This is a genomic window from Streptosporangium sp. NPDC000396 (assembly GCF_042898655.1).
Lineage (GTDB): Bacteria > Actinomycetota > Actinomycetes > Streptosporangiales > Streptosporangiaceae > Streptosporangium.
Window position 1 is genome coordinate 72,795 of record NZ_JBIAZA010000026.1, and the last position, 12,748, is coordinate 85,542.

10 protein-coding genes and 1 pseudogene are annotated in these 12,748 nt (G+C 67.0%); 6 read left to right on the top strand and 5 right to left on the bottom strand.

Annotated elements, in window-relative coordinates:
• Positions 1-371 precede the first annotated feature (371 nt).
• Positions 372-1,307, top strand: coding sequence for a tyrosine-type recombinase/integrase (locus tag ACFY2X_RS34145; RefSeq protein ID WP_389946777.1), 936 nt, complete (start codon positions 372-374; stop codon positions 1,305-1,307).
• Positions 1,308-1,371: 64 nt separating this feature from the next.
• Here ACFY2X_RS34145 and ACFY2X_RS34150 read toward each other — a convergent pair.
• Both ACFY2X_RS34150 and ACFY2X_RS34155 read right to left on the bottom strand, forming a co-directional pair.
• Positions 1,372-3,155 (bottom strand): annotated as a pseudogene (locus ACFY2X_RS34150) (Tn3 family transposase).
• Positions 3,156-3,217: 62 nt separating this feature from the next.
• On the bottom strand, positions 3,218-4,438 hold the full coding sequence (locus ACFY2X_RS34155; RefSeq protein WP_389946779.1) for a DUF4158 domain-containing protein: 1,221 nt from the start codon (positions 4,436-4,438) through the stop codon (positions 3,218-3,220).
• A gap of 375 nt (positions 4,439-4,813) precedes the next feature.
• On the opposite strand from ACFY2X_RS34155, the gene ACFY2X_RS34160 reads away from it, so the two are divergent.
• Entirely contained in the window at positions 4,814-5,548 is a 735-nt protein-coding gene (locus ACFY2X_RS34160; protein WP_389946781.1) for a hypothetical protein, read from the top strand.
• Between the two features lie 755 nt (positions 5,549-6,303).
• Positions 6,304-7,160, top strand: a protein-coding gene (locus ACFY2X_RS34165) for an IS5 family transposase (protein WP_389946783.1) whose coding sequence is annotated in 2 segments (ribosomal slippage) — positions 6,304-6,646 and positions 6,646-7,160 — 858 coding nt in all. Because the reading frame shifts where the segments join, the coding sequence is not laid out codon by codon here.
• Between the two features lie 12 nt (positions 7,161-7,172).
• On the opposite strand, the gene ACFY2X_RS34170 is transcribed toward ACFY2X_RS34165, so the two are convergent.
• Together ACFY2X_RS34170 and ACFY2X_RS34175 are read right to left on the bottom strand one after the other, a co-directional pair.
• A complete protein-coding gene (locus ACFY2X_RS34170; RefSeq protein WP_389946785.1) occupies positions 7,173-7,478 on the bottom strand; it encodes a hypothetical protein in 306 nt (101 codons plus the stop codon).
• A gap of 655 nt (positions 7,479-8,133) precedes the next feature.
• Positions 8,134-9,498, bottom strand: a complete 1,365-nt coding sequence (locus ACFY2X_RS34175; protein WP_389946787.1) for a hypothetical protein — start codon at positions 9,496-9,498, stop codon at positions 8,134-8,136.
• 144 nt (positions 9,499-9,642) lie between these two features.
• Between ACFY2X_RS34175 and ACFY2X_RS34180 the strand changes: the two genes are divergently transcribed.
• The 3 genes from ACFY2X_RS34180 to ACFY2X_RS34190 all read left to right on the top strand — a co-directional run bounded on the left by ACFY2X_RS34180 (position 9,643) and on the right by ACFY2X_RS34190 (position 11,563).
• Positions 9,643-9,897, top strand: coding sequence for a helix-turn-helix transcriptional regulator (locus ACFY2X_RS34180; RefSeq protein WP_389946789.1), 255 nt, complete (start codon positions 9,643-9,645; stop codon positions 9,895-9,897).
• 670 nt (positions 9,898-10,567) lie between these two features.
• Positions 10,568-10,909 (top strand): hypothetical protein, encoded by a 342-nt coding sequence (locus ACFY2X_RS34185; RefSeq protein WP_389946791.1) that lies wholly within the window; start codon positions 10,568-10,570, stop codon positions 10,907-10,909.
• 33 nt (positions 10,910-10,942) lie between these two features.
• Entirely contained in the window at positions 10,943-11,563 is a 621-nt protein-coding gene (locus ACFY2X_RS34190; RefSeq protein ID WP_389946793.1) for a hypothetical protein, read from the top strand.
• Here ACFY2X_RS34190 and ACFY2X_RS34195 read toward each other — a convergent pair.
• A complete protein-coding gene (locus tag ACFY2X_RS34195) occupies positions 11,544-12,746 on the bottom strand; it encodes a hypothetical protein (RefSeq protein WP_389946795.1) in 1,203 nt (400 codons plus the stop codon). The genes ACFY2X_RS34190 and ACFY2X_RS34195 overlap by 20 nt on opposite strands.
• Positions 12,747-12,748 lie beyond the last annotated feature (2 nt).

Below are 12,748 nucleotides of genomic sequence, written 5' to 3' on the forward strand. Positions count from 1 at the left end.
GAATGGACGACAGAAATGCCGACCAGACTTCCCGGCGCACCTGTAGAGAACCTATCAACAAGCGTCAAGATCGGCGAGAGTGCCGCGGGTGGAGCGGAGTCGCCATGTTTCTGGCGCGTGGCCGCCACCCGCCTACCGTCCCAAGATGCCACGAAGAGCCGGAGAGCTGCTTCACGAGATCGACGACGGGGACGTGCCTGACGGCGAGCCACGCTCCCACGACATCAGACATCCCACGGGTTGCGGGATAACCTTCGTTATCCGGCAAGATAGCGATCACGCGCCAGGCGCGACCTGGGCGCAGGCCAGCCCGCATGGACGGTTCGATTCCCGGTTATCTGGCAACTTCGCGAATGTGGAGGCACGACAACGTGGATGCGGTGATCACCGGGCAGCTCGGCCGGGACCACCCGCTCGCGGCGCACCTGGACGACTTCCTCACCGACAAGAAGAACGCCGGCGCCTCCAGCCAGACGATCCGCGCCTACCGCGGCGACCTGATCCAGTTCGGCGCCCACGTCGACGGCGAACTCGGCGAGCTGACCGCCGCCCCCATCCGGGCCTTCCTCGCCGACCTCGGCGCCCTGTCGGCGGCCAGTCGCAAGCGCAAGCGGGCCGCGATCGCCTCCTTCTGCCGCTGGGCCGTCCGGCACGACCTGCTGCAGGCCAACCCCATGGACCGAATCGACACCATCAAGGTGCCCAAGACGCTGCCCCGACCGGCCGCGGCCGCCGACGTCGCCAAGGTGCTGGCCGCGATCTGCTCCCGGCGGCCGCGCAAGGACCTCCCGCTGGACCGGTTGCGCGATCGGGTGCAGTTCGAGACCGCCTACGTCTGCGGCGCCCGCGCCGCCGAGGTGTGCGGCCTGTACGTCGAAGACCTCGACCTGCGCCTGGACGACGAACACGTGCGCATCCACGGCAAGGGCGGCAGCGTGCGCACCGTACTGCTCGACGACCGCGGCTACGTCACCCTGCTCAAGCTCTACCTCAACCGGGCCGGCTACACGAGCGGGCCACTTTTCCGCGTCAGCATCAACGGCTCCGGCGGCCCACTGTCCTACGACGCCGCCCACCACCGCTGGACCGGCTACTGCACCGCCGCCGGCATCGAGATCGACATCCACCAACTCCGGCACGCCCACGCCACCGAACTCATCAACGCCGGCGTCTCCATCGAAGCCGTCCGCCGACGCCTCGGCCACGCCTCCACCGAAACCACCCAGCTCTACACCCTCTTGGCCGACGAAGTCGCCGACGCCGAGATCCGCGCCGCCCGACGTCACCGCGACCGGGCAAGCCGCTGATCCCCCTCGCGGGCTCGGACAGGGCGAGGACGACCCAGCCGCCATGGCTGCGGCGCCCGTTCTCTCATCCGTCGCCCTGGTCGTCGTCGGCCGAGTCGGGGTCGCGCAGGGGGCGGCGGCCTCCGGCCAAGTCGTGCTTGTAGAAGGAGTAGCGGCCGTGGACGTTGATGTGCTTGCGGATGAACGGCGACAGCCGGGCGACGTCCTCGTCCTTCACCGGGTAACCCTGCTCGCGTAACTGGGCCAGAGCGTCGTCGATATAGGTCGTATTCCACAGAACGAGGCAGTTGAGAACGATGCCGAGAGCTCCCAGCTGATCTTCGAGGCCCTCGTAGTAGCGGTGGAACAGCTGCCCCTTGCGGCCGTGGAAGACCTACTCGGCCAGGGCATGGCGGCCTTCCTGCAGGTTGCGGATGCCCTTGATGTCCCTCCTGAGATCCTCGTCATCGATCAGAGCCAGGACATGCAAGGACTTGAAGATGCGGCCGTAGGTGTTGATGGCCTCGCCGAGCGCGGTGGGGTGCCCGTCGCGCTGCAACATCCGCACCACGTCGTACGGGCTGACCGCGCTGGTGTAGATCGAGGCCACCAGGCGGAGGATGTCTGGCCAGTGCTTGCGGACCTTGCGCAGATCCAGCACCCCGCGGGCCAGGGAGTTCAGCGCCCCGTAGTCGACGTCGGAGTAGCTCTTCCACAGCTTCTGGTCTGGCAGGTCGGCCAGCGCCGGCCGGTACTCGCGGTCCAGTAGATGTGCCAGCCCGAAAACAAGGTCACTATATGAGCCGGTGTCGGTCACGATGACGTCCGCGCGGCGGCCCTCACCGGAGGAGAAGATGACGTCCAGGGCGTGCAGGCAGTCCCGGTCGGTGCCGGACACCACCTTCGCCGCGATCCCGAACGCCTGATCGTTGATCATGTTCAGCCAGGTGACACCGCGCTTTGGCCCGAAGTACTTGCGGTTGGGCCGGGCGTAGGCCGACGGGACCGGGACCACGAACCGCATCCCGTCGATCGCGGCGACCAGACCGCCCCCAAGGCCTTGGCGAAGCCGATCTTCTCCTGCTTGGCGACCAGGAACGGGTTGGCCGCGGCGTAATTCTCCGCGCGCAGGTAGGTATGGTCGACGTGGCCGAGCCGGTGCCGCTCCAGCGCCGGCACCCCCTTCACCGCGATCGGCGTGTAGGTGATGTTCAGCGCCTGCGCGGTCAGGCAGGCCGCCACCGACACATCGACGTCGGCCAGCTGCGAGTGGCCGCCCGCCAGGGAGGTCAGCGAGGACAGGAACTCCGGGCACCACTGCAGGACCTCCAAGATCGCCTCGGAGATGTCCACGCGCGGCATCATCGCCTCGATGCGCTTGCGCAGGTCCACCAGGCTGGGTGGTTCCTCGATCGCCTTCACGCTCGCCACATGGATCTTCCCGGCGTCGTCGATGGTCACCGAATCGTTGGCGGCCAGTCCCGCACGCACCACCCGATAGGTCTGGTCCAGGACGTCCTCGAGTTCGGTCAGGTGGTCGGCGGGATCGTCCGGCAGGCCCAGGTCGGTGAGCACGCTGTCCTTGACCGCCTCCCACCGTTCGCCCTCCAGCAACTGCGCATTGGGGTCCCGCCACCTGGATGAGCCCGGCGCGTAGATCTCACGACGTTTCAGCCGGCGGTGGAACTGCTCCAGCACACAGAAGACGTAGGCGTTGCGGTCGGCCAGGCCGTCCTTGCGGGCCGGGTGCCCGAACACCAGCCGCTTCCACACACCCGTCACCACCTCGGCGTCGACGAACCGCATCGGCAGCAGCGTTGCTGAATGATCTTTCGGCTTATGGGCCAGAGCCTTCGGCAGCGCTGTCATCGCGGCCAGGACGCGTCCGCCCTCGGGGTTGGCGCCGAACTCGATCACCTCGGTCAGCACCTTCACAAACCCGAGACCGTCGCGTACCGCGAGGCCATCTCCGCCCACCAGCCGCCATCGTCGTCGGTGTCCGGCGGCGGCACCAGCTCGTGCACGGTCTCCACCGCGTCCCGCAGTTCCCTGCGCGGGATCCGGGCTTCGATCATCTCCCACACCTCGAACAGAGCGACCTCGTCCCCGATCTCGGCCGCCTCCAGCAGCACCTCGACCGCCAGTGCCAGCCGGGCCGATGCCTTGGCCAGCTTCGGGTGCCGCCTCACCTTCTGCTTGTCGGCCTCTCGCTGCGCCTTGCCCAGCAGCTCGGTCACCATCAGCAGATCCAGCAGTTCCAGCGCGTCGTCGATCGTCTTGGTCTCCAACCGCCGCACCGATGCCACTAGCGTGGCGATCCGCCGCTCGGACGGGTGCCGTTTCATCTGCGCCGACCGGGCGCCCAGACCGTACTTGGCCAGGTCCACCAGCCGCCGTTGCGGCACCGACGGATCAAGCTCCAACCGGCCCAGCCCCGAGGCGAGGATCTCCTCCACCAGCGACAACGCCTTCACCAGACCGGGCCCGGACGCCTTGGACGGGCCGGTCCGCCACCGTTCCCACTCCGACACCTTCTTACCCGGCGGGACCTCCAGCAGGTTCTCCATGCCGACGACCTGCTCGTCCGTCGGCCCCGCGGCCAGGGTGTCGTACAGGCGCTGTGTCGCCGCGTCACGTTCCCGCGCCACCAAGCGCGTCAACGTCGTGACCCCCGGCAGCAGCGCGTCGTTCTCCCGCAGCCAGTGCACCGACCATTGAAACAGTGCCGTCGGACCGTCCCCGGAGTTCCACGCGTGCGCCGCCAACGACGCCACGAACTCGCCCTCGCAGTCCGCGAAGTCCTTCAACCCGAAGATTTTTTGGATCTGGCCGGCGTGCTCGCGATGCGTCCCCTCCCGCTGCGCGTACTTCTTCAGGCAGGACGCGTCCTGGATCCCCAGCTGCTCGGCCAGGCTGTCGATCACCTCGGTCGGCACCCCGTCCAGCGGATCCGTCAGGAACCTGCCGACATAGCGGACCGTCGTGAGTTGAACGGCATAGCCGAGCCGGTTGTGCGGACCCCGGCACCGCTTGACCAGCCTGCGATCCGCGTCATCGAGGAAGAACACCTTCTCCAGCTCCGCTCGCGATGGCGGCCCGCAGAACCGCCCATACCGCGCCGCCTCGCCGTCACTCAAGAAGTCCACAGGCATGCACGGAAAGTAGAACCAACGCGGACACACCGTTAACAAAGTGATCGAACGGTTACAAGACGATCACTCAAAGTTCGCAGAGACAGTCCCCGCGCAGCCCATCCCGCCGAGTGCGACGGAACGGAAACGTACGCCAGAGCCGCTTCACCGCCCGCGTTCCACCGTCACGGTTGAGCTGCGGGAACGGGCTTAGCGTACGTTTCCGTTCCACCACACTCTGACCCCCGATTCGCTGAACTGGGCGGCATTGGGTTGGTTGAGTCGAGACATCAAGTCGTTGCTCCTTCCGCGTCAGTGAACGACCGGCACATACCGGCGAACGAGAGAAGACTGGAACCCTGCGTGAAACCCGCTGCGCACGCGAAGGGGCGGCCCGTGAACGAGTTACTTGACGTCATCGCCACCTGGTTCGACGGGCATTCAACCACCAACATGGTGGTGTGGGGGTGGCCCATGCTGGTGTGGGGCCGCGTCGGGAAGGTCATGCTGTACTTCGCCGCGCTGTCCATCGTTCTGGACCTCCTCGACCCCGAAAAGCTGCGGCAGCGGGGCGGCGGATTGAAGGTCCGCGCTACAGACGCCCTCTCCCGCGCCCGGCTTAGGTTGTCTCAAGCTGGCGTGGCCGGCCTCTCCACGAGTATCCGGGGGCACGTCATGTCCACCTCCCCAGGCGTCTCCCATGACCAGTGGGGGATAACCGGCCAGCGCGGCGACCGCCACAGCGCTGTGTACAGTCGTCCGGATTACGTCCCCCGCGCGCTGGGTTGCTCGCTTGAGGAGTACCAGGCATTCCATCGAAGCGTCATCGCAGAGCTGCCCCGCGTCCACTCATGCGACGGCGAACACGACGGTCTGTGCTCAGTACAGCGTGGTCACATTCAAGCGCGGATCGACGCGTTCCTGACGGAGCACGTGCCCAGTGATCGGCGCCGGTACGTGGAGGCGATCCGGAGCTGGCTGCTCGCCAAGGCAGCGTGGTGGGCGCTGATGGGCGCGGCCGAGATACTCCTTGGCGCGCTCCTGCATCGCACTCGGCCGCTGCATGTGTTCCGCTGGGCGGCGTTCGCCCTGGTGCTGATCGGCGGACCGCTCGACATGCTCGCCGCATGACGGCCAGTCAGGGGTCCAGCCCATGATCACCGAATCGGAATGTTCATCAGGGCGCAGTGGGAGTCGTCACGAAACTGTCAGTACGAAATCGTCACTATATGTCAACGCCCAGCTCAGAGGCCAGTTTGTGATGAGAGGAAGATCGTCTGCGAAGGTAATCGAGCCCCTATCAGTCTCTGTCAGTCTCCGTGTGACATGAGGTGACGATTTTTGCTGACATGAAATGGCGAACATGCAGGTGGAGACCTGTATGCCGTAGCAGGGAATCCTCGATTCGTCATCACTTGTCAGCATGGCTTTTCCATCCTGATGGCCTGGCGCAGCAGGTCCGCGGAGATGATGCCCCCGTAGATCCCATAGGAGCTTGCAGTGGAGTGATCCACCGGCCGCGGCCAACCCGCGAGTCGGCCCGCTGGGCAGGTACCGCCCATGTGCGGCCAGTACGGCCAGCAGGCCATGATCGTCACGGCATCCGCCAGCCGTACCGCTGCGGCACGGCCGTACGGGTGGGGCGGCCCGGTTTCGCCAGCCTCGGCGACCCACACTTTCCCGGACCGGCCAACGGCGGTTATGAACGAAGAGTCTGGCCAACCTCGCCGTGCGCGCCGTCGACCAGCTGATCGTCGTGGTGAAAAACCGACTCAAACGCATGCAGTATCGACCGGCCCTCATCGCAGGCTTCACCGCCAAGACCGGCCCGGACCCTCAACCGCCCTAGGGAGTGTCCTGTGGATCAGATCGTCGTTTGATCCGGTATGGAGTCCAGGGGTGGGTCGAGCGATGAGGGCTGGGAGCGGATCCGGCATCTGTTGCCATCGGATCCGCCCCGCGGCGGGCGGTGGCGGGATCACCGGCAGGTGATCGACGCGGTGGCCTGGAAGTACCGAGGAAACAACGCCTGGCGGGACCTGCCCGAGCGGTTCGGTCCCTGGCAGACGGTCTTCAACCGCTTCCGACGCTGGGCCCAGGACGGCACCTGGCACCGCATCTTGATCCAACTTCAGGCGCAAGCCGACGCCGCTGGGGACATCGACTGGTTGGTAAGCGTGGATTCCACCGTCGTCCGCGCCCACCAACACGCCGCCGGTGCCCGCAAAAGGGGGCTCCATCAGGAGAGCCGGACGATCACGCCCTCGGCAGGTCACGGGGCGGGTTGACGACCAAGGTGCACCTCGCAGCCGATGGGAAGTGCCGCCCGCTATCCGTACTGATCGCGGCCGGACACCGGCACGACTCGCTGTTCTTCGAGGCCGTCATGGCCGGCATCCGTGTGCCGCGGACCGGCAGCGGACGGCCCAGAACCAGGCCCGAGCTCGTGACCGCCGACCGCGCCTACTCCTCACGCGCGATCCGTGCCCATCTGCGACGGCGCAGCATCACCGCGGTGATCCCGGAGCCCTCCGACCAGATCGCGAACCGTAAGCGCCGCGGCTCACGAGGCGGACGGCCGCCGAACTTTAACCGCGAGGCCTACCGGTATCGCAACACTGTCGAGCGGTGCATCAACCGATTGAAGCAGTGGCGTGGCATCGCCATGCGCACGGACAAGCTCGCCGTCCACTACCTCGCGGCCCTCCACGTCGCAGCAATCTTCCTGTGGGCGAGGCCGTGAGCGCGCGGCCGGCTACCTCTGCCAGGGCAGCTCCTCGATCGCGGTGATGTTGCCCGCCGCAAGTGGTCCGAAGAGTCGCAGCACCTCCTCGCGGCTGGCCTCGCGCATCTCCCCGGGGACCACCGAGTCATCGGCGGTGTTCTCCCACACCAGCAGGCCGCTGGTGAACGCGCTGAGGCACCACCCGCTCTCATGCGACAACGACACATCAGGATGCTCGTCATCTGCCTCCGCCAGACCGTCCAGAACCCGCCGCATCGTCTCCGTATCAGGCTCGTCGACCGTCATGCCCATCACGTCGTACATGAAGTAACTCATGCGATCCATTACCTCATGTAGTGATCCACAGGACAGTCCCTAGTTCGTCAACGGTGCGGGCGGGTGCCGGGGTGCCCGTAGGCGTCCAAGGGAATCACGGCAAACGGCTGTGGTTGCCGCCGATTGGTGTCTTCGTCCGCCTTTGCCACGGCGGCCTCCTGCCGGTCCTCATCTCGCCTGGCTCGAGTACAGCTAAAGCGTATCGCCGGGCAAACCGCCCTGACGGCTTTGGAGGCGTGTCCACGCCGATCATCTGGCAGTTTGGGATAACTCAGGGGAAAGGAACATCTCCGGATGACACTTACGTCACCGGTTTCTTGAGGCCTTTCGGTCTTCGCTGCCGTCGACGTCGGACGAGACGTTAATGTGCTCAATCACTGCCGACTTGAGCAGCTGTTGTCCTCCTATGCCGAGGGCGTCCACGGTGGCTGCGGTAGACGCCCGATTTCGCAAAAGTTGGGCTGCCGCATGACAGACGACGAACCGTCGGCCCGGATCACCTCCCACCGGATCAAGCGGCGAGCCGCCCATTCACGGTCGAGTACGTCGATGTCCAGGCAGCTCTCCCACCTGTCAGCACGCCTTCTGCGGAGGCTTGCCCTGTCCGATTCGAATGCAGACATGGCTGGTCAGGCAAGGCCTGCGAGCACGACGCCTATTCCATAGCCTGGGTCAGATCGAGGACCTCGTGAGGGGAGACTTCGCGATCCCAGGGGGCGGCCATCGTGATCAGAAAACGCACGGCCCGCGTCACGGCGTCGAAGGCTTCACACCGACTGCCGGCCTGAAGAACTCGCCAGGGCGAGCGTACCTTCGCCGCGACCGCCAATCGCGGGTGGGTATATGCACCGGTAACGGTGTGCTGGGTTTGGGCCAGGATGCCAACGTGTTGCCAGAACGCCAGCAGCTCCGCCATGGTCTCCACCGCCGGGTGGCCGCAGGCCCGCACCAGCGCGGAGAACCCGGCCTGCCAGCGGCCCAGGTGGCGTTCATCACTGAGCATCTGCAGGCGCAGGGTGTGAACGCCGGGGTATTCGTCCAGCTCAGGTGACTCGCCAGCGGCCGGCATGTGGTCGGTGGGCGGCTGGATGCCGTCCCAGACGCTGGAGGCCAGCCATTGCGCACCGTCGCTCCAGCGGCCCGGCGTCTGGGCTGCGGCGTGTGTGGCGATCTCTTGCAGGGAGGCACAGGGTACGTCGAGAAACACCCTGATGATCTCGCCGGCGCGGGGGCAGATCGCTGGCCAGCCGGTCTCGTGCAGGGTGATGATCGCATGCGGTTCGGCGTCCGCCGGTGCCGGGGCACCGGGGTGGGTGAGGGTGATCTGATGTGGTCGTGAAGGGAGCGTGGGCAGCTCCACGCGGTGGGGGCGTCGGCCGTAGCGGTCGATCCAGTCGTGGGCGAGGGCGACCTGCTGGGCCTCGGCCGCGTCTTCTTCGGCCTGGCGGACCTGCTCACGGGCGGCACGTAGCTGCTCACGGCGCCGTTGCTCGGCCGGGGTCAGGTGCATGTGGCAGTGCTCGGCGCCGATGCCGGTGAAAATGCGCTTGGCGCAGCGTGCCCCTTTGAGATTGACACCGGCGCACTGGGCATGGGGGAACCGATCGGGGCGGGAGGCCTCGGCCAGCGCTTGCAGGTGCTCGGCGGGAACGGCGGGTTTGGCTGGGGCGATCATCTCCGGGATGATCGAGTGGGGGTCGCTGCCGGCCTCGCGGGCCTGGGCGAACACTGACCGGGGGCGGGGCGGCCCGCTGCTCCAGGACGGTGCCAGCGGCATCCGCGCCTCTATGATGACGCCGGCGTGGGCGGCCTCCATCAGCGCGCGGGTCGCCTCGTACTGCAGGGATAGTTCTTCGGTGAGGTTGAGCCGGGCCCCGTGGATGAGGGTCAAGATGGCATGGATCTCCCAAGACAGCTGGGCGGCCTGCACCAGCAGCCAGGCGGGGGAGTGGCCGCCGTGGTGGTTACGACGGGGCAGGGCGATTGTGCGGGCAGGGCGACGCGACTCCGTTGTGATCATCGTTGCCTCTTCAAGGGTCGGACGGGGCAAGCGTGAAAGACGCTCCAGGATCTCGCCGCGCGAAGGGCGCAGGCCGACTACCTTCCGTAATCTGTACCAAGCTTGGTACAGACCTTGGAGGATCATGCACGCCACCGTGGGTAGGTGCCCGCCCCGCTCCCGCCGCGCCTCGCTGAACTGCGCAGACAGTTCGGTACGCGGCTGCGCGAGGTCCGGGAGCAACAAGGGCTCTCCCAGGAGAAGCTGGGGGAACTCGCCGAGGTCGACCGCAAGACCATCAACCGCATCGAGAATGGCGTGTACAGCCCGTTGCTGGACAACGTCTTCCAGATCGCCGACGCGCTTGGCGTCCCCGCGAAGGAATTGTTCACCTTGCGCAATGTCCCACCCCGCAGGTGAAGAGCACGTTTTCGCGAATCGGCAGGGTTGGAAGCACACGTGGACGAGCACGTCGTTGACGTGCCTGAGTATCGTTCGAGTGTTCGCCCAGAAGCCCACCCCGGCACCGCTGCGGGCGACCGCATCGGTGACCGGCGCCGGTGCGGCGGGCCGGAACGGAGCGGTAACGGTGGCGAGTGTCACCAGTGCCAGTGGCCAGATCCGGATCGCCTTGCGCCGCTGCGAGGTATACGCGGAACCGAGATAAATGCGCGGGTCACTCGTAGCCAGGCCGGATCGGCCGCTCGTCGATCCACGGCCATCAGCCGGGGCGCAGGCGGCCGGGATGAGTCGGGTTACCGGCCAGACGGCGGCTCCAGCCCACTGGCGGCGCAAGGGCAGGTAGGCGGGGGGTGCAGCGCGAGGGCGTAAGGGCGTCTTTCCTCAAAGAGCGGTATCGGGCAGTGCTGGACACGACACCGGGGAACGGGAGTGTCCTCGGAGGCGCAGGGGCGTCTGTCCGGCGCGTATCGCCGTCAGACGGTTGACGTGCCTACGTACTTGGGTGAAGGCCTAAGCCTGATCCCGCTGACCTGGGCCGTGCCGGTCAGTACGTCAGTTCACGCGATCACCGCATCTGACCTGCTGCGCTCATTGAAATTCATGTTTCGCGAATACATAATCATGTCTCATGCGGCGGCGGGCCCGGGTGGCACAGCAGGATGTGTCGGTCTTGCTTCTGGGCAACCGGCACAAGCTGGCGGTGGTGACGGCGCTGGCAAGGTCCCGCGACGGCCGGGTCAACCTCGGCGAGCTGGCCGTCGTCCACGGCGTCGCGGCGTCGGTTTATTACGCCCCGGTCAAAGACCTCATGACGCTGGGGCTGGTGCGGCAGGCTGAGATCGCCGCGGGCCAGCGTCGGCGCTGGTATGAGCGATGCGGAGACACGCGGGTATGGAAGGGGCTGCACGGGTTGGTACGCGCTTTGGAGGACTTCACGCCGCCTACGGCGACCTCCCATGACCCCGGGTGAGACACGGACATCGCGCTAGGGCAAGGTGAAGGCATGGCAGTCACGATGCAGGTACCCATGGACGTGGTTTCGGCGGCCGCCAGGAAGCCGGGCGGGTTGGTGCCGGCGGACTCGCAGATCGCCATGGTGAACGTCCTAGGGTCGCAGGCACTGATCGCCTACCGGGTGGACGAGCGGGAACGCCGTCGGCGCGCTCTGGCCCGCGCCGAGTTGCTCCTGCGCCCCGAGGTGCTGGAACTGTTGATGAGCCTGCCGCTGGACGAGCCCGTGCCGCTCGCCTCACTGACCCCTGCCGAGCGGCGCATGCTGGCGCGGGTTCCGCGAGGAGCAGTGAGTCGGCAGGAGAGCGCGGTGGTGCGGCACGCGGTGCAGCCCATCCGCTTGGATCTTGCCGTGGTTCCCGGCCGGGGTTGGGAGTCAGCACTGGAGCGGGCCGGCCGGTTCGCGCCGTTTTGCGCCCGCGCGATCTTGGTGGATGGCCCGTTACGTCGCCGCCAGGAGGCGATGCTGCAAACCGACTTCTACGGCATCGGCCTGCTGATCGCCCGAGGAGAGCGGGTGGAGGTTCTGGTGCCGCCGCGACCGTTTGTCCGCAAGAGGTTCACGGCCGCGGGCTGGCTGTTCCTTGAAGAGGTCAGCCGGCAGCTGGGCTGACTCCACGGCGGGCGTCCTCGGTGGGGGCAGGCGTGCCGCTTTCGATCGGAAGGGTGGCCCAGGCGCGCAGAGGTGCGGGCGGCTGGAACCCGCGGGGCTGCTGGATCCTCACGTTCTCCAGCTCATAGTGGTCCAGCGCGCGGGCGCACCGGTCACGCCACCACTGGCGGCGTTCGTGCCCCGGCTGGAAGGTGGCCATCTCGTTCACCCACGCGCCCCAGACATAGGCGTTGTGGTCCTCGGACTCGATCCGCGTCTCCCCGTCCGGGCTGTTGAAACGGTCCAGGCCGCGCCCATCGCACACCGGGCAATCGCACCGGGCGGGCTCGGCATTGGCGTAGCGGTTTGCCAGCGCCCGCGTCCCGCAAAAGCGCATCAGCTCAGGTATCAGCACGTTCGGGTACTGGGCCCAACCGGTTGACTCGGCCGTCTGTGCCCGCTCTCCCGCCGGAACGGCGTGGCGGATGGAGCTGTCGGCGCCGATTCCCGCGAACAGCGCTCCGTGAACCATGGCGTCCAGCGCGGCCAGGTCGGTGCGCAGCAGCGCGGCCTGCTCGGCCTCCGACACCAGGCGCCGCAGATTCTCCGCGGTCTGTTTGAAGGCCGCCATCGGATCGAACTGGCGGATCAGGATGACGGCCTTGGGCTGGCGGATCCGCTTGCAGACGGCGATGAGCTGCGTGATGTGCTCGGGATTGATCCAGGCGATGTCGATCGGCAAGACGACGACCACGTCCTCGCGCTCGATCTGCTCGGCCGCGCGCATGACCGCCTTGAGGGTCTTGGAAGCGGCCGCAGGGATGTAGCCGGTCGGTGTCAGGGCCGCATCGGCGCCACGGTGGCGCTGGAAGTCCAGGCAGTTGTCCAGACCCTCGAAGAGGGTGTCCTGGGGCAGCAGGAAAGGTTCGGCGGGGGTGGCCGTGTACGTCATGTAGGCGGCGCTGTCGATCAGCAGGACCCCGCGGTAGCCGGCGCTGCGCAGTTGGGCGGCGCGCTTGTCAGCGTCTTTGCCGGTCATCACCACGCCGCTCAGCCGGGTGTCGACGGATTCGCGCACGCGTGGCAGGTAGCGGGCGTTCTCCTGGTACAGCACCCGCCCGGCCAGCAGTTGCGCCGTCGTGGGGCGCGCGTCGGCAGCATGGGGCTGGGCGGGAGGACGGTCCGGGACCGTGGGGTCGATCATCA

Excerpts from the sequence above, each read along its gene's own strand:
- ACFY2X_RS34190 (WP_389946793.1), top strand. The coding sequence starts at position 10,943 with ATGGCAGTCACGATGCAGGTACCCATGGACGTGGTTTCGGCGGCCGCC.
- ACFY2X_RS34170 (WP_389946785.1), bottom strand. The coding sequence starts at position 7,478 with ATGAGTTACTTCATGTACGACGTGATGGGCATGACGGTCGACGAGCCT.
- ACFY2X_RS34175 (WP_389946787.1), bottom strand. The coding sequence starts at position 9,498 with ATGATCACAACGGAGTCGCGTCGCCCTGCCCGCACAATCGCCCTGCCC.
- ACFY2X_RS34155 (WP_389946779.1), bottom strand. The coding sequence starts at position 4,438 with ATGCCTGTGGACTTCTTGAGTGACGGCGAGGCGGCGCGGTATGGGCGG.
- ACFY2X_RS34195 (WP_389946795.1), bottom strand. The coding sequence starts at position 12,746 with ATGATCGACCCCACGGTCCCGGACCGTCCTCCCGCCCAGCCCCATGCT.
- ACFY2X_RS34185 (WP_389946791.1), top strand. The coding sequence starts at position 10,568 with ATGCGGCGGCGGGCCCGGGTGGCACAGCAGGATGTGTCGGTCTTGCTT.